Annotated in this window: 16 protein-coding genes; 9 read left to right on the forward strand and 7 right to left on the reverse strand. The window is 74.4% G+C overall.

Features of this window, described 5'->3' with window-relative positions; genetic code table 11:
• Positions 1–1220, reverse strand: a 1220-nt coding sequence (locus ABT112_RS29535; protein ID WP_502975483.1) for a DEAD/DEAH box helicase, incomplete at its 3' end; no start/stop codon positions are given.
• Between the two features lie 462 nt (positions 1221–1682).
• Here ABT112_RS29535 and ABT112_RS29540 point away from each other — a divergent pair.
• Complete coding sequence (locus tag ABT112_RS29540) at positions 1683–2420, forward strand: ferritin-like fold-containing protein (protein WP_351514736.1); 738 nt, start codon at positions 1683–1685, stop codon at positions 2418–2420.
• 83 nt (positions 2421–2503) lie between these two features.
• Here ABT112_RS29540 and ABT112_RS29545 read toward each other — a convergent pair whose 3' ends face one another.
• The 4 genes from ABT112_RS29545 to ABT112_RS29560 all read right to left on the reverse strand — a co-directional run bounded on the left by ABT112_RS29545 (position 2504) and on the right by ABT112_RS29560 (position 4394).
• The gene (locus ABT112_RS29545; RefSeq protein ID WP_351514738.1) at positions 2504–2770 is read right to left on the reverse strand and encodes a hypothetical protein; all 267 of its coding nucleotides are present in this window, start codon (positions 2768–2770) and stop codon (positions 2504–2506) included.
• Positions 2771–3006: 236 nt separating this feature from the next.
• On the reverse strand, positions 3007–3234 hold the full coding sequence (locus tag ABT112_RS29550; RefSeq protein WP_351514740.1) for a DUF3107 domain-containing protein: 228 nt from the start codon (positions 3232–3234) through the stop codon (positions 3007–3009).
• A 141-nt stretch (positions 3235–3375) separates the two neighbouring features.
• Positions 3376–4017, reverse strand: a complete 642-nt coding sequence (locus ABT112_RS29555) for a TetR/AcrR family transcriptional regulator (protein WP_351514742.1) — start codon at positions 4015–4017, stop codon at positions 3376–3378.
• Positions 4018–4172: 155 nt separating this feature from the next.
• A complete protein-coding gene (locus ABT112_RS29560; RefSeq protein WP_351514744.1) occupies positions 4173–4394 on the reverse strand; it encodes a hypothetical protein in 222 nt (73 codons plus the stop codon).
• 275 nt (positions 4395–4669) lie between these two features.
• On the opposite strand from ABT112_RS29560, the gene ABT112_RS29565 reads away from it, so the two are divergent.
• From ABT112_RS29565 to moeZ, 7 genes are all read left to right on the forward strand, one after another.
• Positions 4670–5641 (forward strand): alpha/beta fold hydrolase, encoded by a 972-nt coding sequence (locus tag ABT112_RS29565; RefSeq protein WP_351514746.1) that lies wholly within the window; start codon positions 4670–4672, stop codon positions 5639–5641.
• Between the two features lie 8 nt (positions 5642–5649).
• The gene (locus ABT112_RS29570; protein WP_351514748.1) at positions 5650–7218 is read left to right on the forward strand and encodes a DUF3152 domain-containing protein; all 1569 of its coding nucleotides are present in this window, start codon (positions 5650–5652) and stop codon (positions 7216–7218) included.
• A gap of 618 nt (positions 7219–7836) precedes the next feature.
• Positions 7837–9759 carry a DUF3492 domain-containing protein gene (locus ABT112_RS29575; RefSeq protein WP_351514750.1) on the forward strand — a complete coding sequence of 641 codons (1923 nt, stop codon included), beginning with the start codon at positions 7837–7839 and terminating at the stop codon, positions 9757–9759.
• 392 nt (positions 9760–10151) lie between these two features.
• Positions 10152–11732 (forward strand): hypothetical protein, encoded by a 1581-nt coding sequence (locus ABT112_RS29580; protein ID WP_351514752.1) that lies wholly within the window; start codon positions 10152–10154, stop codon positions 11730–11732.
• Positions 11733–12114: 382 nt separating this feature from the next.
• Positions 12115–13065 (forward strand): NAD-dependent epimerase/dehydratase family protein, encoded by a 951-nt coding sequence (locus ABT112_RS29585; protein WP_351514754.1) that lies wholly within the window; start codon positions 12115–12117, stop codon positions 13063–13065.
• Positions 13053–13808: a spherulation-specific family 4 protein gene (locus tag ABT112_RS29590; protein WP_351514756.1), complete on the forward strand. Its 756-nt coding sequence runs from the start codon at positions 13053–13055 to the stop codon at positions 13806–13808. The genes ABT112_RS29585 and ABT112_RS29590 overlap by 13 nt, the downstream gene beginning before the upstream one ends.
• A 60-nt stretch (positions 13809–13868) precedes the next feature.
• The gene (gene moeZ / locus ABT112_RS29595; protein ID WP_351514758.1) at positions 13869–15047 is read left to right on the forward strand and encodes an adenylyltransferase/sulfurtransferase MoeZ; all 1179 of its coding nucleotides are present in this window, start codon (positions 13869–13871) and stop codon (positions 15045–15047) included.
• Between the two features lie 255 nt (positions 15048–15302).
• Here moeZ and ABT112_RS29600 read toward each other — a convergent pair whose 3' ends face one another.
• On the reverse strand, positions 15303–17099 hold the full coding sequence (locus ABT112_RS29600; protein ID WP_351514759.1) for an alpha/beta hydrolase: 1797 nt from the start codon (positions 17097–17099) through the stop codon (positions 15303–15305).
• Positions 17100–17326: 227 nt separating this feature from the next.
• Positions 17327–20374 carry a flippase-like domain-containing protein gene (locus ABT112_RS29605; RefSeq protein ID WP_351514761.1) on the reverse strand — a complete coding sequence of 1016 codons (3048 nt, stop codon included), beginning with the start codon at positions 20372–20374 and terminating at the stop codon, positions 17327–17329.
• A 341-nt stretch (positions 20375–20715) separates the two neighbouring features.
• Here ABT112_RS29605 and ABT112_RS29610 point away from each other — a divergent pair, with 341 nt between their 5' ends.
• Positions 20716–21099, forward strand: a complete 384-nt coding sequence (locus tag ABT112_RS29610; protein WP_351514763.1) for an MGMT family protein — start codon at positions 20716–20718, stop codon at positions 21097–21099.
• Positions 21100–21249 lie beyond the last annotated feature (150 nt).

Below are 21249 nucleotides of genomic sequence, written 5' to 3' on the forward strand. Positions count from 1 at the left end.
GGGACCGGCGCCGCGGAATCCGGAGCCGCGTGGGCCACGGTCCCCGCCGCCGGCACCGGGGGCGTCCCGGCCGGGGTCGCGGAGTCTTGCGGCAGGATGCCCTTGGTGCCCTCCGGGATGCCCAGCAGCTCGTAGAGGTGCGGAGAGGTGGAGTACGTCTCCACCGGGTCGTTGAACGACAGGTCCAGCGCCTTGTTGATCAGCTGCCAGCGCGGGATGTCGTCCCAGTCGACGAGGGTGACGGCGGTACCCGAGGCACCCGCGCGGCCGGTCCGGCCGATGCGGTGCAGGTAGGTCTTCTCGTCCTCGGGCGACTGGTAGTTGATGACGTGGGTCACGCCCTCGACGTCGATGCCACGGGCCGCGACGTCGGTGCACACCAGCACGTCGACCTTGCCGTTGCGGAACGCGCGCAGCGCCTGCTCCCGCGCTCCCTGGCCGAGGTCGCCGTGGACGGCGCCGGAGGCGAAGCCGCGCCGGGAGAGCTGGTCCGCGATGTCGGCCGCGGTCCGCTTCGTCCGGCAGAAGATCATCGCGAGTCCGCGGCCGTCGGCCTGGAGGATCCGCGCGACCATCTCCGGCTTGTCCATGGAGTGGGCCCGGAAGACGTGCTGCGTGGTGTTGGCGACGGTCTGGCCCTCGTCGTCCGGCGCGGTCGCGCGGATGTGCGTGGGCTGGGACATGTAGCGCCGCGCCAGCGAGATCACCGCACCCGGCATGGTGGCCGAGAACAGCATGGTCTGCCGCTTGGCCGGCAGCTGCTGGATGATCTTCTCGACGTCCGGCAGGAAGCCGAGGTCGAGCATCTCGTCGGCCTCGTCGAGCACCAGGGCCCGGACCGAGGCGAGGCTCAGCTTCTTCTGTCCGGCGAGGTCGAGCAGCCGCCCGGGGGTGCCGACGATGACGTCGACGCCCTTCTTGAGCGCCTCGACCTGCGGCTCGTACGCCCGGCCGCCGTAGATGGACAGGACCCGGACATTGCGGACCTTGCCCGCGGTGAGGAGGTCATTGGTGACCTGCTGGCAGAGCTCGCGGGTGGGGACGACCACGAGCGCCTGCGGGGCGTCGGTGAGCTGCTCGGGCTGGGCCCGGCCCGCCTCGACGTCCGCGGGGACGGTGACGCGCTCCAGCAGCGGAAGGCCGAAACCGAGCGTCTTGCCGGTTCCGGTCTTGGCCTGGCCGATGACGTCGTTGCCGGCGAGGGCGACGGGGAGCGTCATCTCCTGGATGGGGAAGGGGGACGTGATGCCGACGGCCTCGAGGGCTTCGGCTGTCTCGGGGAGGATCCCGAGGTCTCGGAACGTAGTCAGGATGCTTGCCTCTTCTGTGAGACGCGGCGCACAGGGGCGAGGAGGGTCGTACCGCGCCGGGATCGACCGGCCGTGGGTGGCCGAATGGCGCAGGACCACTGGGCTCTCGCGCATCCGCTCGCGCCGCGAGCGGGACCCCTGTCGGCAGTGCGTGAATTGCCCACGCTCCGCACGGAGGGCCTGTCGGTCGGAGCCGATCGGGCCTCCGACCGGGCATCCGCATTCATGCGATGACCCACCGACTCATCGGCGGGTGCATTATCACTGTACCCCGGATTCGCGCATCCGTGTTGTGCGAATCGTCGGGCGGTGTCCGTCACGCGTGTCTGACCAGGGCTTCCCCGTCGAGCCGAGCGGGCTATTGTGCGCTCCATGGAGACGTCTGACGAGACCCCCGACCCCGCCGCGCAGCCCACCGGGATCGCCGCCCAGGACTGGGCCACGGCATCCGCCGAGCCGCAGTACCGCGCCGCCGTGGTGGACCTGCTCGGCGCGCTGGCCTACGGCGAGCTGGCGGCCTTCGAGCGGCTCGCGGAGGACGCCAAGCTGGCACCCACGCTGGAGGACAAGGCGGAGCTGGCGAAGATGGCATCGGCCGAGTTCCACCATTTCGAGCGGCTGCGGGACCGCCTCGCGGCCGTTGACGCGCAGCCGACCGAGGCGATGGCGCCGTTCGCCGCCGCACTGGACGAGTTCCACCGCCAGACCGCGCCGTCCGACTGGCTGGAGGGCCTGGTCAAGGCCTACGTCGGGGACTCGATCGCCAGTGACTTCTACCGGGAGGTGGCGGCCCGGCTGGACGCCGACACCCGCAAGCTGGTCCTCCAGGTGCTCGACGACACCGGGCACGCGTCGTTCGCCGTGGAGAAGGTGCGGGCCGCGATCGAGGCCGAGCCCAGGGTCGGCGGCCGGCTGGCGCTGTGGGCGCGGCGGCTGATGGGCGAGGCGCTCAGCCAGGCGCAGCGGGTCGTCGCGGACCGGGACGCCCTCTCCACGATGCTCGTCGGCGGGGTCGCCGACGGCTTCGACCTGGCGGAGGTCGGCAAGATGTTCTCCCGGATCACCGAGGCGCACACCAAGCGGATGGCCGCTCTGGGCCTCGCCGCCTGACGTTCCTTCCCGGGTTCCGGGGCGGTGGCCCCGGGACCCGGAACCGGGCCGTGCAAAAAGGCGGCCCGGCGGCCGGTGAGCCGTCAGGCCGCCGCTGAGCGGCGTACCCGTCCCGATGGGCGGATCAGCAGCGAGAGCAGCGCCACGCACATCACCACGGCGCCGACGAGCGTCGCAAGAGGGTGACCGTCGCCCACCGCGGTGTGCGTGACCAGGCCACCGAAGAGCGCCGCGACGGCGCCGGTGGCGAGCACGAGCGGAGGGGCCGGGAGCCGCTCAGGGAGCCGGCGGGTGCTCGCGTAGGCGATCGCGAGACCGATGACCACGGAGCCGAGCGCTTCCCAGAACATGATGAAAATCCTCCCGTTACTACAGGTGGCAGGCAGGTGCAAACCGGTCCACGGCGGTCGTACCCCCACCCTGCGGAAGGTAATCCTCCGGATGGCCGTGCGCAGCGGGGCGGCCGGTGTGCGGGAGGGGCGCGCGGCGGAGCGCCCCATCGGAGCGCGGAAGAAAACGGACGGCGGCCCGGGGTCGTGATGACCCCGGGCCGCCGTCCGCTGGGTGCGGTGTGTCCGCGCCGGCCTCAGATGGTGCCGAAGCCCACCTTGCGGGCGGTCGGCTCACCGATCTCCACATAGGCCAGGCGGTCGGCCGGAATCAGGACCTTTCGGCCGTGCTCGTCCACCAGGTTCAGCAGCTGTGCCTTGCCGCCGAGCGCATCGGCCACCGCGCGCTCGATCTCTTCGGCAGGCTGCCCGCTCTCCAGAGTGATCTCGCGGGGTGCGTGCTGCACGCCGATCTTGACCTCCACGGCTTCGTCCCTCCGACGGTTCGGGATTCCCCCTGGCTGTGCTCAGGGAGGGGCGCGGTGGGCCGCGCCGTACGCAGCACACATTAGCCCGGTGCGGGGACCGTGAAGCCGCCGTCCGTGCACGCCGGCAGCGAACACGGCTCACTTCTGCGGAGTGGCCCCGTGCATCGGGAAACCGGCGATGCCGCGCCAGGACAGCGAGGACACCAGCTTCGCCGCGGCGTCCCGCGGCAGCTTCTGGCCGGAGCCCAGCCAGTAGCGCGCGGTGATCTGCGCCATGCCGCACAGGCCGACGGCGAGCAGCATCGACTCCTCGGGTGGCAGGTCGGTGTCCTCGGCGATGACCTCGCACACCGCCTTCGCGCAGTCCAGGCTCACCTTGTCGACCCGGTCGCGGACGGCCGGCTCATTGGTGAGGTCGGACTCGAAGACGAGCCGGAAGGCACCGCCCTCGTCCCCGACGTAGGCGAAGTACGCGTCCATGGTGGCCGCGACGCGCAGCTTGTTGTCGCTGGTCGAGGCGATGGCCGCCCGTACCGCGTGCAGCAGCGACTCGCAGTGCTGGTCCAGCAGTGCGAGGTAGAGGTCCAGCTTGCCGGGGAAGTGCTGGTAGAGCACCGGCTTGCTGACGCCGGCCCGCTCGGCGATGTCGTCCATCGCCGCCGAGTGGTAGCCCTGTGCGACGAAGACCTCCTGAGCCGCGCCCAGGAGCTGGTTGCGTCGGGCTCGGCGCGGCAGGCGCGTGCCTCGCGGGCGCGCCTCGGTCTGCTCGATGGCTGTCACGCCGCCTCCCATAGGTGGTTGAGTGCGCGGCGACGCAGTGTGCACCGCGCCCGCCATCGTACTTTTGGGTAACCCGGACGCGCGCGGTGCGGGCCGAGAATTTCACGGACCGGACAGTAGGAACGGTCGGTCGAACGGCCGACAAAAGGGACAGGTCACGAATAGCCGTCCTCGTCCTCTCCGGGATGCACCACCCGGGACTGCTCCAGGGCGTCCGCCGGATCGACCTCCAAGTCCGTTTGCGGCAGCGCGTCTTCGTTCGGTGGGGCCACGTCGAGGTGCTGGTCGGCGGTGTCGGCGTCGGGGGCCTCGATGGCGAACTCGGACAGATCGTTCCCGGGCTCGAAGTTCTCGGGATCACTGGGATCGGCAGTCATGCCGGCCCCCTTTCCAGGGCGAGCGCCCTCTACACGGGCCAGGGGCCCCTCTTCGTGACCGGCCGGTTCCCACGGTCCGGGCTGCGCGCTCCGAGGTGCCGCCGCCGGGCCGCCGGTGTCCGGTATGAGTCCTCCTCGCCTGCGGTGTTACGGGTGCGGGCGCCCGTCCCGGGTCCGGTCCGGTCGGGGTGAGGGAGCAGCGGTCCGCGATGCCATGCCTTCGTGTGACTGCGAACACACGGGCCGTCGCGTGATCGTCTCGTAACATTGCCCGCATGTCGTCGACCGAGCTGCCGGGTACCCGGACCGCCGCGGGGGTAACCCCGGACGACGGCGTGCGAGTCGGCTCCGGGGAGGAGCTGCGATCGGTCACCCTGCCGGGGCTGCAGCTCACCGTCCGCTCCCGCCCACCGGCGCGCCCCGGGCTGCCGCCCGCGCTCTGCGTCCACGGGCTGGGCGGCTCCTCGGTGAACTGGTCCGCGCTGCTGGCCGCGCTCGAGGCGGACGTCGACGCCGAGGCCCTGGACCTGCCCGGGTTCGGCCACTCGCCGCCGCCCGACAATGGCGACTTCTCGCTCTCCGGCCACACCCGGGCGGTCATCCGCCATCTGGAGGCCGCCGGACGCGGGCCCGTCCATCTGATCGGCAACTCCCTCGGCGGCGCCGTGGTGACGCGGGTCGCGGCGGTCCGCCCGGACCTGGTGCGCACCCTCACCCTGGTCTCGCCCGCGCTGCCCGAGCTGCGCCCGCAGCTCTCCGCGCTGCCCACGGCCCTGCTCGCGGTCCCCGGCGTGACCTCGCTCTTCGCCCGGATGACCCGCGACTGGACCCCCGAGCGGCGGACCCGCGAGGTGCTCGCCCTCTGCTACGGGGACCCGGGGCTGGTCGATCCCGACGGCTTCGCCGCCGCCGTGGCCGAGTACGAGCGCCGGCTGGGGCTCCCCTACTTCTGGGACGTGATGACCCGCTCGGCCCGCGGCGTCGTCGACGCGTACACCGTGGGCGGCCAGCATTCCCTCTGGCGGCAGGCCGAACGGGTGCTGGCGCCCACGCTGCTGGTCTACGGCGGCCGGGACCGGCTGGTGTCCTTCCGGATGGCCCGGCGGGCCTCCCTCGCCTTCCGCGACTCCCGGTTGCTGACCCTGCCGGACGCCGGGCACGTCGCGATGATGGAATATCCGGAGGCGGTGGCGCGGGGTTTCCGCGAGCTGCTGAGCGAGAACGCCGCCGAATCGGGCAGGAGCTGAGTCGACGCGTGGGACGTCATAGCCGTCGCGGCCGTACCGAAACGGCCGGAACCACGGGGACAGGTGCGCAGGAGTCCGGCCCGGCCGGCGGGCAGGCGTCCGGCCCCGGCCCGGGGCGCCGCCGCCGGGTAGCCGAACCGGGCGGCGGGCCGCACACCACCCCTGCGCGGGGGCACTCCGGCGCCGCCGAGGACACCGGTGACTTCCCCCGGCCGCAGACCCTGTCCGGCACCCCGCCGCAGGGCGTTCCGCGGATGCCGCCCGCCCGCGGCGGCCACCCCGAGCACCGGGAGCGCGGCGGGGCCTGGGGCGCGCCGCCCGCCGCCGGTACCCCGCCGCGGGGCACCCCGGTGGCCGGTGCCCGGCGCCCCGGAGCGGACGCGTCGCCCGGCTCGGCCCCGCGCAACGGACCGGCGTACGGGGCGTGGCAGCGCACGTTGGGCACGACGCCGGGCACGACGTCGGGTCCGGCGGCATCCGGTCCGGCGGCCGGCCGGCCCGGCCCCCAGGCGCGGGCCGCGGGTGCCGCGACGGCCCCGCAGGGCCGGGGCACGGCGACGGCCGGCGGTGGAGCCGGCGCGAGCGGCCTCGTCCCGAAGCCGCGCCAGGAGTATCTCGACGCCTTCGAGGACGACGTCTTCGCCCCGGGAGCGCCGTCGGCGGCCACCACGGCCTCCGAGGAGCCGTTCGAGGAGCGGGCGGCGGGCCAGGGCGGGGACGACGACGAGCCCCCGGCCGAGGTCCGGCGGACCGGGGAGCGCGGCGGGGACGGCCGGGGCGGCAAGGGCCGCACCCTCGCGGGAATCACCGCCGCGGCGGTGACCACCGTGCTCGCCGTGGTGGTGGCCGGACAGGTCGCCGACGGCGGCCGGAACAGCGCCACCCCGCAGGCCGCCAACGACCTGGCGCGCAAGAACGCCGACGAGGCGTCCCGCTCGAAGGACCGCCCCGCACCGGCCCGCAAGCCGGCGGCCGCCGCCTCGTACCGGGACCGGATGGCGGTCCGCTACCCGCTGGACGCCCGGCTCGCCGGATCCGGGGACTTCGCCGCCGTACCGGGGCGCGACACCGCGCCCGGCAAGGGCCAGGTCATCAAGTACCGGGTGGACGTGGAGAAGGACCTCCCGCTCGACCGGGAGCTCTTCGCGCGGGCCGTGCACCGGACCCTCAACGACGAGCGGAGCTGGGGCCACGGCGACTCCCGCACGTTCGAGCGGGTCTCCGGCAAGGACGCCGACTGGGTGATCACCCTGGCGAGCCCGGGGACCACCGCGACCTGGTGCGCCAAGGCGGGCCTGGACACCACGATCGACAACGTCTCCTGCGACGCCGCGTCCACCGAGCGCATCATGATCAACGCGTACCGGTGGGCCCAGGGCGCCAAGACCTACGGGGACAAGATGTTCTCCTACCGCGAGATGCTGATCAATCACGAGGTGGGCCACCGGCTGGGGCGCAACCACGAGTCGTGCGAGAAGAAGGGCGCGCTCGCTCCGGTGATGATGCAGCAGACGAAGTTCCTGGCCACGGACGGCGTGGTCTGCAAGCCGAACGCCTGGCCCTTTCCCGAGGGGTGAGCTCTGAGGGGTGAGTCCTGAGGGGTGAGCCCTGACGGTGGGGTCCTGAGGGGGGGAGTTCCGAGGGGTGGGCTCCCGGGGCTGATCCCCGGAGGATGAGGTCCGGGGCTGATGTCTCGCGGCCGGACGGGACCGCGGTGGTTCCGGTCGGGCCACGGCGCGGGCCGCCCGGCGCAAGGCCGTGTCGGCCACTCCTCGGCCGCGTGGGCATCGACCGCCTGGACATCGACCGCGTGGGCATCGACCGCGTGACATCGACCCCGTGGACATCGCCCGTGCGCGGCGCTTCCCCGGTTCTTCGGTCGCCCCTTCGCATCCGCGCGCTCCCGTGCGCCCGAGGGCGCCTCCGGCACCGGTGGCCGGACTCCGGTTGCCCCCGCGGTGTACGGAACCCCCTTGTCCTCCCGGGACGTGCTCACGGGCGCCGGATGAGTGCCGGACGGGCGCGGGACGGGCGCGGGCTTAGCGCGTCCCAACGCCGTCGCGCCGGGAAAGTCACGAGCGTTCACCCCTTCCGGTGGCGCGATGGACAACCGTCCATCGCGCCACCGGCATGCCCGCATACGGTCTTTCCGCTGCCGGTCGGCGGCGACACCAGCGAGAACCGGGGGTGCACACATGCGCGTTGGGCTGCTTACGGAGGGTGGGTACCCGTATGCGACCGGTAAGGCGAGGCTGTGGTGCGACCGGCTCGTACGCGGGCTCGCGCAGCACGAGTTCGAGATCTACGCCCTCAGCCGCAGCGAGCGTCAGGAGTCGGCCGGCTGGGTCGAACTGCCGCCCCAGGTCGACCGGGTGCGGACCGCACCGCTGTGGGGGACGGACGAGGAGTGGCGGCCCGGCGGCGCCTCGGCGCGGGCGGCCGGGCGGGCGTACGGCCGGCGCGAGAGACGGCGGTTCGCCGGACACATGGGCGAACTGGCCGCCGCGGTCTGCGGCGCGGAGGACGGCGCGCAGGGACAGGCGGACCGTTTCGCCGCAGGGCTGTACGGGCTCGCCGAACTCGCCCGGGAGCGCGGCGGGCTGCCGGTGGCGCTCCGCTCCGAGGCCGCCGTCCGGGCCCTGGAGACCGCCTGCCGGGCCCCCGGTGCGCTGCGCGGCGCCCAGGGGGTGAAGCTGTCCGACCTCCTCACCGTGTCGGAGGTCCTGGAGCGCGCGCTGCGCCCGCTGTCCCTCGACTGGTACGGCGAGGGGGACCAGGGGCTCGGCGGTGTCGATCTGTGCCACGCCACGTCCGGCGGTGCCGCCGCCCTCCCCGGGCTGCTGGCCAAACGCTTCTTCGGGGTGCCGCTGCTGGTCACCGAGTACGGCGTCCGGCTCCGTGAGTACTACCTCGGCTCCGCGACCGCGCCCCTCACCGTGCCCGTGCGGGCCTTGATCGCCTCCTTCCAGCGGCAGTTGACCGCCGAGGTGTACAGCAGGGCGTCCCTCGTCACTCCCGGCAACACCCACGCCCGGCGCTGGCAGGAGCGGTGCGGAGCTCCCCGGGAGAAGGTGCGGACCGTTCATCCCGGCATGGACGCGGGGCGGTTCGCGGCGGTCGGCGAGGAGACCGGCGGCACGTCGGCCGGCCGGGAGTCCGGCTTCCCGGCGGCCGGTGAGGGCGAGGACGAACCGACGCTCGTCTGGGTGGGGCGGATCGAGCCCGCGAAGGACCTCATCGCGCTGCTGCACGCCTTCGCGCGGATCCGGACGGCGGTCCCGCGGGCGCGGCTGCGGATCGTGGGCGCGCCCGGGCGCGGCGCCGAGGCGGAGACGTACGCCGCCCACTGCCGGGTGCTCGCCGCCCAGCTCTTCCCCGACGAGGCCCGGGACGCGCGGAGCGTCGGCGACTGCCCCGTCTCCTTCGAGGAGCCCGGCAGTCCGGAGGTGCCCGAGGTCACGGACGCCTATGCGTCGGCCACCGTGGTGCTGCTGTCGAGCGTCGTGGAGGGCTTCCCTGTCAGCCTGGTCGAGGCGATGTTCTGCGGGCGGGCGACGGTCTCCACCGACGTCGGAGCGGTCTGCGAAGTCATCGGCGGCACCGGCCTGGTGGTGCCGCCGCGCAATCCGCGCGCGCTGGCGGACGCGTGCGTGGCACTGCTGCGCGACCCGCGGCGCCGGGCCCGGCTCGGGGCCGCGGCGCGGGCGCGGGCACTCGAACTCTTCACCGTCGAGCAGAACGTCGCGGCATTTCGTGGCATCTACCTGGAGCTGATGTCGCACAGCCCGGTCCGGCGGGAGGAGGCCGACGGGCACGGTGCACCGCAGCCCTTCACCCGGCCCGCGGAGGCTCACGTCCCGGGGCGCTGGGCGGCCACCGGCCGCTCACCCCTGCCGCGCTGGGCGGCCCCGGGGACCCTCCCCGCCGGTGAACGGGACGCCGCCGCCCGGCCCGAGCCTGCCGCGGCTCGGCCCGAGGCCGCCGAGGCCGCCGGAGCGGCCGGAGCGCTCTGCGGCGCCTCCCACGGGGCGGGCGCGCAGGGCGGCCGGTACGCCGCGGACACCCCGTACGACGGTGCCCCCGCGGAGGCGGGCCGGCACGGAAAGGCCGAGTCATGACCACGCCCGGGACGACAGAGCTGCCGACCGGCCCCGGAACGCCGTACGCCGCGACACCCGATGCGGGCGAGGGCGGGACGCCGGAGGGGCTCCCGCCGGAGGGGCCGGAACAGACGTCGCGGCGGGAGCCGGCGCCCGGGCCGCGCGCGGGCGGATCGGCCGCGGCCGACGGCGGGGCGGCGGTGACCGGTGGGGCAACCGGAAGCGCTGGATCGGCCGGGAGCGACGGGGCAGTCTGGAGCGACAGATCGGCCGGAAGCGACGGGGCAGCCGGGAGCGACGGATCGGCCGGGGACGACGGATCGGCCGTAACCGGCGGTGCAAGCGGAACTGCCGGTGCAATCGGAATCGGTGGGGCAAGCGGAACTGGCGGGCAGGCTCGAACCGGCAGCGTGACCGGAGTCGACGAGCCCACCGGAGTCGACGGCGCGACCGGAGTCGACGGCGCGACCGGAGGCGGAGGGGCAACCAGTGCTGATGAGGCATCTCTTGACGAGGCGGCGATCGGAGCCGGCCGGGCGCTTGGAGCCGGCCAGGCAGTCGAAACCGGCCAGGCGCTCGGAATCGGTGGCGCAACCGGGGCCGAGGGGACATCGGTTGATGGCGGACCGGAACCGGAACCGGAGGCGGGCCCGGGTGCGGAACCGGGTGCGGATCTCGGATCGCCCGGCTCCGCGGGCCCTGCCCGCCTTTCCGCCTTCCTGACGGAGGGCTCCCCGGACCTCCCCGGCGATGCCCTCCCCGGCGAGGCGCTCGCGGGTGAAGCCGGGGCGGGCGGCGGCGGGGTCGGCACGGAGTCCGCCGCGGGCTCGTTCCGCGCCGTCCCCACGCGAGGGGCGGCGCGGCCCGCGGCCCGTCGGGGGCCCGCCGATCCGGTGAAGGCGCTGCTGCACCGGCACCGGGAGCTGTGCGCCCGGGCCGTCGATCCGCTGGAGATCGCCGCCGGTCTGGAGGCCCACGGGGTCACGGACCGGACCGCCGCCCGCTTCCGGCACCGGGATGTGTTCTCGCTCGCCGAGGAGCTGTACGCCCGCGTGCCGCGCACCGCCGCCGACACCCCGGTGGCCGGGGCTCCGGCGGCGGGCGCACCGGACCCGGACCCCGCCGGGGACGGCGGTCTCCCCGGGGCGACGCGGGCGCTGTTCCTGCTGCCGGGCGCCGTGTGCGCCGTCGCGGTCGCCGGGGTGCGGCTGCTCGAACCGGCCGGGCCGGTGTCCCGGCTGGGCGCCGGGCTCCTCGGCGCGGTGGCGGTGGCGATCGCGCTGCGGGTGTGTCTGCGCCGCGGCCCGCTGAGCCGCCGCGGCCGGACCGGGAGCGGCGGCGCACTGTGGACCTGCTTGCTCGGCGGCCATCTGCTGCTGGGCGAGGCGGTCCTCGGCCGGCTGGCCGGCGACGGCACGTCAGGGCTGTGGCCCGGCACCGCGGCAGCGGCCGCCGCCCTCGCCCTGACCTTCGCCGTCCTCCCCGCGGCCGAGTGCGCGCACGGGTTCGCGGTCCGCGCCCGGCGGAAGCTGGCGGCCAGCCGTGGGCTGGAGGACTTCCGGGCCGGGGTCCGTCCGCTGCTGCCCGTCACCGTTGGCCTCTTCCTCGGCGCGCTGCTGGTCCTGCTCGTCCTGGCCCGTGCCGTCCTCGGGGCGGAGGGGCCGGCCGGCGGCCTCGCACCGGCCGCCGCCCTGGGCGTGCTGGTCTTCGTCGCCCGGCTGACGACCGTCCACGGCCGTCCGTCCGCCGGGGCCGCCGGTCTCGCCGCCGCCTGCGCGGTGGAGATCGCGGCGCTCGGGTCCCTGGCGGCGGCCCGGCTCCCCGGCTGCGCCGCCCTGGCGGCCCCGGTGGAGGCCGCGGTGCGGGCGTACGGCCCCGGGGTCGTACCGCTCACCGGCTGCTCACTCGCGGCGGCGGCACTACTGGTCCACGCCGCCGCCACCCTGACCCGGGCCTCGGCCCACTCCGGCACACCGGCGGTGCCGCGGTGACCCCCCCGCCGCACCACCCCTCGTCCCGGCCCGCGTACCACCACCGCCGCCCCGCGCCGGTGCTCTGCCGCCGCCGCGGCACGTGCGCCCGCCGCCGGCCCCGCGCGGCAGTGGTACACCGCCCGGCCCGCGCCTCCCACGGCCCGTGGCACCGCGCCTCCCACGGCCCATGGCCAGCGTCCGGTACGGCCCGCGGGCCGTACGGGCACACCCCTCGGAGCCCTGAACCGGTACACCCCACAGCTCCGGCCCTTCCCCCTAGGAGAACGAGAATGAGAGCACAGCTCCCCCCGGCGGGGGCCCGATGCCACCGCCGTACGGCCCCCGACCTCCGCACGCGCCCCGCCGGGGAGCCGTCCCGTCCACAGCGGGAGGCAGCACGATGAGAGTGCTGCTGCTCGGTGCGAACGGGTATCTCGGCAGGCACGTCGCCGACCGGCTCCTCGCCGACCCGGCCGTCCAGCTCACCGCGCTCGGCCGCGGCGACGACGCCGACGTCCGCTTCGACCTCGCCTCGGGGAGCCCCGGAGCGCTGACCCGCTTCCTCAACGCGGTGCACCCCGGTGTGGTGATCAACTGCGCGGGTGCCGTGCGGGGCGGCGCCCGGGAGCTCACCCGGCACAACACGATCGCCGTCGCCACCGTCTGCGAGTCGCTGCGCCGCAGCAGCTGCGGCGCGCGGCTGGTGCAGATCGGCTGCGCGTCCGAGTACGGGCCGGCGCAGTCCGGCTCGTCCACCGCCGAGGACGCCGTACCGCGCCCCGGCGGCCCGTACGGGGTGAGCAAGCTCGCCGCGACCGAGCTGGTGCTCGGCTCCGACCTCGACGCCGTGGTGCTGCGGGTCTTCTCGCCCGCCGGACCCGGCACCCCGGCCGGGTCGCCGCTGGGCCGCCTCGCCGAGGCGATGCGGCGCGCGATGCAGGCCGGCGACAGCGAGCTGAAGCTCAGCGGGCTGGGCGTGCAGCGCGACTTCGTGGACGTCCGGGACGTCGCGCGGGCCGTGCACGCCGCCTCGCTCTCGGCGGCCCAGGGCGTGGTGAACATCGGCACCGGCCGCGCCGTCCGCCTCCGGGACGCCGCCGCCCTGCTGGGCCGGGTCGCGGGCTACGGCGGTGCGGTGCACGAGCTGGAACCGGGCCACCCGCGCGGCGGCCTGGCCGGCCCCGGCGGGGACCACCTCGGTCTCCAGCCCGCCTTCCCCTATCCGGACGGCTGCGGCTCCTGGCAGCAGGCCGATGTGCGCACCGCCCGGGACCGGCTCGGCTGGCGCCCCCGGATCAACCTGGAGGAGTCCCTCGCCGACATCTGGATGGAGGCGGCATGTCGCATCTGATCTCCACCGGCCGCCGCCGACCGGGCGCGCCGGGCGGGACCGGGCTGGGATTCGGGGTGCCCGGCTACGCCCATCCGCTGGTGGCGCCCGTCGAATGGGCCGAGCTCACCCGGCCCGGGATCCCGCTGCACTGGGCGGTGCTCGACGTCGACCGCGGTCCCGGCATGCTGCCCGATCCGCACTGCCTGGAGGCGGCGGGCCGGCTGACCAACGCCGGTGTGCGGGTCCTCGGCCACCTCGATCTGCGATACGGCACCCGCGCCTTCGGCGAGCTGGTCTCCGAGGCCCACCGGTTCGTCGACTGGTACAAGGTGGCCGGCTTCTCCCTGCAGCGCTGTCCCTCCGGTGCGGCGGAGCTGCCGGAGACCCGGCGGCTGGTCATCACGCTCCGGGCCCTCCTGGAGGGCGCCCATGTGGTGTCCTGCCACGGCGGGCACCCGCACCAGGGGTACGCCCACTGCGCCGACCAGCTGGTGACGTTCTCCGGGCCCTGGTCCGAATACCGCTGGTCACAGGTGGCGGAGTGGACGGCGGAGCACCCCCCGGAGCGGTTCTGCCACCTGGTGCACGGTGTGCCGCGGACCCATCTGGAGGAGGCCATGCGCATCGCCCGCTGGCAGGGCGCCGGCACCATCTACTTCACGGACCGCACCGACCGGGGGAACGGCGTCGCACCCTGGGAGGCGCTGCCCGGCTACTGGGACGACATCGTCTCGCGTATCGGACCTGGTGTCTCGGAATGAGGCGGAGCGTGGCAGTGTTACGGGAAGGCCAACCCGTACTCCTACTGATCCGGAGTCCCCGTGTCGCTGCCACCCCTGGTCGAGCCGGCTGCCGAGCTCACCGTCGACGAGGTCCGCAGGTACTCCCGCCACCTGATCATTCCCGATGTCGGAATGGAAGGTCAGAAGCGGCTCAAGAACGCCAAGGTGCTGTGCGTCGGCGCAGGCGGCCTCGGCTCGCCGGCGCTGATGTACCTCGCCGCGGCCGGCGTCGGCACGCTCGGCATCGTGGAGTTCGACGAGGTGGACGAGTCGAACCTGCAGCGCCAGATCATCCACAGCCAGGCGGACATCGGCCGCCCGAAGTCCGAGTCGGCGCGCGACTCGGTGCTGGGCATCAACCCGTATGTGAACGTCGTGATCCATGAGGGCCGCCTCGAGGCGGACAACGTCATGGAGATCTTCTCCCAGTACGACCTGATCGTCGACGGCACCGACAACTTCGCCACGCGGTACCTGGTCAACGACGCCTGCGTGCTGCTGAACAAGCCGTACGTCTGGGGTTCGATCTACCGCTTCGACGGGCAGGCCTCGGTCTTCTGGTCCGAGCACGGTCCCTGCTACCGCTGCCTCTACCCGGAGCCCCCGCCGCCGGGCATGGTGCCGTCCTGCGCCGAGGGCGGCGTGCTCGGCGTGCTGTGCGCGTCGATCGGTTCCATCCAGGTCAACGAGGCCATCAAGCTGCTCGCGGGCATCGGTGACCCGCTGGTGGGCCGCCTGATGATCTACGACGCCCTGGAGATGACCTACCGGCAGGTCAAGGTCCGCAAGGACCCCGAGTGCGCGGTCTGCGGGAAGAACCCGACGGTCACCGAGCTGATCGACTACGAGGCGTTCTGCGGCGTCGTCTCCGACGAGGCCCAGGAGGCCGCGGCCGGGTCGACCATCACTCCGGCGCAGCTCAAGGAGTGGATCGACAGCGGCGAGAGCATCGACATCATCGATGTCCGGGAGCCGAACGAGTACGAGATCGTCTCCATCCCGGGCGCCCGGCTGGTCCCGAAGAACGAGTTCCTGATGGGCAACGCCCTCCAGGACCTGCCGCAGGACAAGAAGATCGTCTTGCATTGCAAGACGGGTGTCCGCTCCGCGGAAGTCCTCGCGGTCCTGAAGAACGCGGGCTTCGCGGACGCCGTCCATGTGGGCGGCGGCGTGATCGGCTGGGTCCACCAGATCGAGCCGACGAAGCCGGTCTACTAGACGAGGCCGGTCCACTGGACGAGGCCGGTCCACTGGTCGGGGCCGGTCCACTGGTCGGGGCCGGTCCACTGGACGACGCTGCCGCACCCTCTCCGTCGGCCTCGCCGGCGGGGCCGAGGTGCCGGGGCCGAGGTGCCGGAGTACGAAACGCGGCGACGGGCCGCCCACCGATGGTGGGCGGCCCGTAGTGGATCCGGGCAGCATGTCCGGCGAGCAGCCCGTCCCGCAGGGGCGCCCGTCACCCCGGGGAGCCCGTCACGCCGGGCACACGGTGCCGTTCCGGGGGACCTTTCCGTCGAGCAGATAGGCGTTGATCACCTTCGTCACGCAGCTCCCGCTGCCGTAGGCGCCGTGGCCCTGGCCCTTGTTGGTGACCTCGATGCCGACGCCCTTGCCGAGTCCCTCGGCCATCCGCTTCGCGCCCGCGTAGGGCGTGGCCGGGTCGCCGGTGTTGCCGACGACGAGGATCGGGCCGGCGTCCGGAGCGGAGACGTCCACGCCGTCCGCCTTCCCGGTGACCGGCCAGCCGGTGCACTGGAGCAGTCCCCAGGCGAGGTTGTCGCCGAAGACCGGGGACGCCGCGCGGAACTCCGGCAGCTTCGCCCGGACTTCGTCGGGGGTGTAGCGGCTCTTGTCGTCGGCGCACACGATCGCGGTGTTCGCGGACTGGATGTTGTTGTAGTGACCCTGCTGGTCACGGCCCGTCAGCGAGTCGGAGAGGGCGAGGAGCAGGTTCCCGGTCCGCAGGTTCTGCGCCTCTTCCAGACCCTGCTTCAGATACGGCCACAGGTCCTGGGAGTAGAGGGCCTGCACGATGCCGTTGAGGGCGTGGGTCTGGTTGAGGCGGCGGCCGTCCTCCGTGGGCAGCGATGTGGAGTCGAGCTGCTTCAGCAGATCCTTGATCCGCTGCTCGCCCTGTTCCGGGTCGGTGCCGGTCGGGCAGGACGCCTTCTGCGCGCAGTCCTTCAGGAAGCTGTCCAGCGCGAGCTGGAAGCCCTTGGCCTGGCCGAGGGCGCCCTGTTCGGGGTTCTCGGTCGGGTCGACCACGGCGTCCAGCACCATCCGTCCGGCCTTCCGGGGGAACAGATGGGCGTAGGCGGCGCCGAGTTCGGTGCCGTAGGAGATGCCGAAGTAGTTCAGCTTGTCGTCGCCCAGGACCTCGCGCAGCAGGTCCAGGTCGCGGGCGGCGCTCTCGGTGCCCACGTGCGGCAGGACCGCGCCGGAGTTCCGCACACAGGCGGCGACGGACTTCTTGGCGTCGGCGAGCCCGGTCCGGACCTCGGCGGCGTTGTCCGGGGTGCTGTCGGTGGCGTACAGGGCGTCCAGGCCCTTGTCGTCGAGGCAGCGCACCGCCTCGCTCTCGCCCACTCCCCGCGGGTCGAGGCTGACTAGGTCGTAGCGGGAGTGGAGGGTGGTGTAGTCCTCCTTGGCGGCGGACGGCAGCGTGGCCACGCCCGAGGCGCCGGGGCCGCCGAAGTTGAAGACGAGCGAGCCGAGCCGCCGGTCCTGGTCCTTCGCCTTGACGCGGATCAGGGCGACGTCGATGCGTTTGCCGTCCGGGTTGGACCAGTCGAGTGGCACCTGCAGGGTGCCGCACTCCCACGCGCCGCCGCCCGGGAGGGGGTCGGGCGCCCCGGCCCCGGCGCCCTGGAGCGTGGTGGGGGCGGGGCAGCTCTCCCAGTCGATCCGCTGCTCGGCGAGCGGGCCGGTCCGGGCGCTCGCGTCATCGCTGCCGCACGCCGCGGTGGCGGTGGCGGCCAGGGCGCCCGCGGCGGCCAGCGCGCCCGCCCGCAGGATCCGGGTGCGCCGGGAGCGCTGCCGCGAGGACGGCGGAGGCGAGAACGGGGGCCGCGGGGGCGGGGCGTCGGCGGCGCCGCCCGTCACCGGGGCGGGGCGGCCGGGCCCGCCCTCGCGTTCCGGCCGCGGACGTTCCGGGCGCGGCCGTACGGAGAGCGCTCGTACGGAGAGCGGCCGTACGGAGAGCGCCCGCAGGGACCGCGCCCGTATGGATCGTGCTGCCCGGGACACCGCCCGTATGTGCACATAGGCCATTCATGAACTCTAGGTCACCGGGCCGGTCGTCGGCCCGGCGACCGGATCCCGCCGCCGGGGTCGTTCGGAGCGGCGCGGCGCGGCGGGTGCGGGTACGGCCGTGCCGCCGGCCGTCGCACGGCACGCCCGGCACGCACGGCACGCCCGGGACCTCGGTCGGCCGTGCCCGGACCGTGCGGGCCGGGTGACCGGGTACGGCCCCGCGGCCACCCGTCCCCGGCACCGCCTCAGATGGCTTCCTTGCGGGTGAGGTGCGTGAACGAGAGCCAGCCCGGCAGGACCGGCAGCCAGAACGTCATCAGCCGGAACAGCAGCACCGCGGGGGTGGCGATCTCCTTCGGCACCCCGGCGGCGATCAGTCCCAGCGTCAGCGTGGCCTCGACCGCGCCGACACCGCCCGGCGTCGGCGCCGCCGACCCCAGCGCGTTGCCCGCGAGGAAGACCACGGCGAGGCTCGCGTAGCTCAGCTCGCCGCCGAACGCGCGGATCGAGGCGTCCAGGCACATCACGAAGGCCAGCGTCAGCAGCAGCATGCCGCCGATGCCGGTGACCAGCTTCTGCGGCCGCTGCATGATGTCCAGCATCCGCGGCACCACGCCCGCGAACAGGGACCGGACCCGGGTCGAGATGAACTTCCGCAGCGCCGGGACCGCCGTCACGATCAGCGCCAGCACGGCCGCCGTCAGCAGCCCGGCGATCACCGTGCGGGACGGGGAGAGCGACGGGGTGCGCTCCGTCCCGGTGAGATAGCCGAAGATCATCAGCAGCACGATGTGCACCCCGAGCCCGACCAGCTGGGACGCGCCGACACTGGCCACCGCCAGCCCCGGCCGGACGCCCGCGCGCTGCAGGAAGCGGGTGTTGAGCGCGACCCCGCCGACCGCGGCCGGGGCGACCAGCTTCACGAACGAGCCGGCCACCTGGGCCAGCACCGTACGGACGAACGACACCTTCTCCGGCACGAACCCCAGCAGGTTCAGGGCGGCGGCGACATAGCTGAGCGCCGAGAAGAGCAGCGCGGCCGCCACCCAGCCCCAGTTCGCCTCGGCGACGACGTCCTTGAAGCTCACATGGGTGAGCTGGGACAGCAGGAAGTACGCGGCGAAGGCGCCCGCGATGATGCTGACCAGGGTGCGCGGCCGGATCCGCTCGAGCCGGGCCGGCTCGACCGTGGCCTGCGGCCGGATCAGCAGGATCTGCTGCCGGATCTGGGCCAGCAGATCCTCCTCGCGGGCCTCCTCGATGGCCTCGTCGATCGCCTTCTTCTCGGCGTTCTTCTCGGCCCGCAGGGACTTCCGGTCACCGGCGGCGGCCTCGCCCTCCGCCTCCCGGGCCTCGCGGGACGCCTCCAGCACGGCCTCCCGCTCCCGCTGCGCCCGCTCCTTGGCCTGGTGCCGCAGGGTGGCCCGGGTGCCGCGGCTGAGCGCGATGGGCTGGAGCAGCGGCAGGCTGTCGGCCACCGCGTCGGGCCCGAGGACCTCCACCGCGGCGGCCACCGACCGCTCCGCGCCGACCCGCAGGCCGAGGGTGGTGAGCAGCTGGGCGATGTCCATCCGGAGCACCAGGTCGCCGGCGGCGATCTCGCCGCCGCGCAGGTCGGTGAGCACCACCGCCCCGTCGTGGTCCACCATGACCGCGTCACCGACGAGCCGGCGGTGCGCGATCCGCCGCGACTGGAGCGCCTGCACCTGCTGCCAGGTGCCGCGCAGCATCGCGTCGGTCAGCTCCTCGTCGGACAGGGCGTCCAGGGTGCGGCCGCCGACGTGCTCGTACACGAGCATCACGGCGTCCGGGCCGAGCTCGGAGGTGGCGATCAGCTTGGGGGCGTTGGCGCCGGCGGCGATCGCCGCGTAGGCCAGCAGCGCCTCCTGCTCCAGGGCCTGCCGGAGCGACTGGAGGCTGCGGCGCTGGGTGATGCCGCGCAGCGCCAGCCGCCGCCAGACCCGGTAGAAGAAGCCCTGGGCCTGCTGCTCCCGGTCGACCACGGTCACATCGAGCGGCGGGCCGTCCTCCAGGGTGACGATGTAGCGGCGGCCGCGCTCCTGGCGCTCGGCGTCCGCGTCGGCGTCCTCCTCCGCGCGCAGCGCGCTGACCGGCCGGAAGCCGACCCGGCGCAGTCCGGCGAGGAGGTTCTGGCCGGTGGGCCGCACGTTCGGCGAACCGACCGTGTACAGCGTCCCGTACGCCACCGTCCAGCCGATGAGCACGGTGAGGATGATCGAGAAGGGCGTGGCGAAGCCGCCGATGAGGACGGCGAACACCTGGAGGGTGAGCACGCCCCAGAGCAGGACGCGCCAGCGCGGCCGGTGCGCCATCCCGACCGCCGTCATATAGGCGATGACGGGGGCGAGATAGCCGTGCACCGGGTCGGTGATCTCACCGTTCGGCGCCTGCTGGGTGAGGGCGTCCTGGATGGACGCCGGGGCCGCCTGGGCGACCCACAGGTCGGTGGCGAGCGCCACGCCGTGGGCCAGGACGGCCGCGAGCACGCCGTCCGCGATCCGCAGCCCGTCGCGTTTGATCAGCCGTTCCAGGGCGAACGCCACGGGGACGATCAGCACGGCGACGCTGGACGCGAAGCCGGTGAAGCTGATGAGCAGCGCGGGAGCCTGGCCGGCGCCCTTCCCGACGTCCTTCTCCAGGCCCTCGGTGGTGCCGTGGGCGAAGGCGGCGATGGCCAGGACGACGGCGACGCCGAGGACGCCGAGCAGCAGCCGGACCAGGTCGGCCGGGCGGTGGACCCGGGCCGGGAGCAGCGGCTCGTCGCCGGAGACCCGGTCGACGTGCGCGTTGTCCCCGTCGCAGCCGTCGGCGCCGGAGCCGGGGCCGGGTGGCGGGGGGCCGACACCGTCGCCGTCCCCGGACGGGGGCGCGCCGCCCGCGCCGGACGGGGGTGGGGTGCTGCCGGAGTCCGACGATTCGTCGGCGTCCGGCGAGCTGTCGGCGTCCGGCGAGCTGTCGGCGTCCGACGCGCTGCCGGCGTCCGGCGAGCTGCCGGCCGCCGGGCCGCCGCTCTCGGGTGTCGGGCCGTTCCCGGCCGCCGGGGCGCCGTTCTCGGTCGTCGGAGGATCGTCGGCCGCCGGGTCGCTCCCGGGCGGGCCGTTCGTCGGTTCCGGGGCGGCGTCGTCCGAGTCGTCTCGTGAGCCGGAGCCGCCGCGTGGGCCGGAGCCGCTGTCCGAGCCGGAGCGGCCCTGCGAGCCGGAGTCCCGCTGCGGCGGTGCCTCGTCGTGCGGGCCCCGGTCGGCGTCCGGTGCCGGTTCGTCGTGCGCTGTCATGGCGTCGTGCGGTGCGGGGTCGGTGGGGGACGGCGTCACCCCGGCGGGCGACCGGTCGTCGTGCGGCCGGGAGGCGTCCGCGGGGGACGCGGCCGTGTCCGGGCGCGACGGCGCGTCAGAGGTGCGGGCCTCTCCCTGTGGAGGCTCGGCACTCTGCTGCCCGGTCGTCTCTTTTTGATCTCGTATCACCAGTCACCGCCCGGAAGATGGTGGCATGGCCCGACCCCTGAGGGGGTCATCAGGGTGCGTTGCGGGGCCGTGGGGACCGTGCGGCAGGCCCGTGTCCTGCGACGGGAACGGTCCGTGAGCGGCCCGTGCCGATGTCGGCGCGGTGCGGCAGGATGGGCCGGATGAGTCGGGAGAACGGGTCGGCCGGGCTGCCGGAGTACGCGGAGCGGGTCCTGGAGGTCGCCGAGCTGATTCCGCCGGGCAGGGTCATGACGTACGGCGACGTCGCCGAGTGGCTCGGCGCGGGAGGTCCCCGGCAGGTCGGCCGGGTCATGGCGCTCTACGGCGGCGCGGTGCCCTGGTGGCGGGTCGTCCGCGCGGACGGCGCGCTGCTGCCCGGACACGAGCAGCGGGCGCTCGGCCACTACCGGGACGAGGGCACTCCGCTCCGGGCCGCCGGGTCCTCGGCGGCCCGCCGGCTGCCGAGGATCGACATGGCCCGGGCCCGCTGGGACGGCGGCGCCGGTGACGGCGCGGACGAAGGAGCTCATATCTGACAGCTTCCGCCATCGGACGTCCGATGAGGTGACCGAGGACCCCTTCGGAGTATCCCCCGGAGTGTCCCGGCCGCACCGGGGACCCGTGCCGCCCCGCCCGCGCGAGGGCGTAGCCTCGTCAGCTCGCAGCACACCCACCCCCGGGACCGG

This window comes from Streptomyces sp. NPDC002055 (assembly GCF_040296705.1).
Taxonomy (GTDB): domain Bacteria; phylum Actinomycetota; class Actinomycetes; order Streptomycetales; family Streptomycetaceae; genus Streptomyces.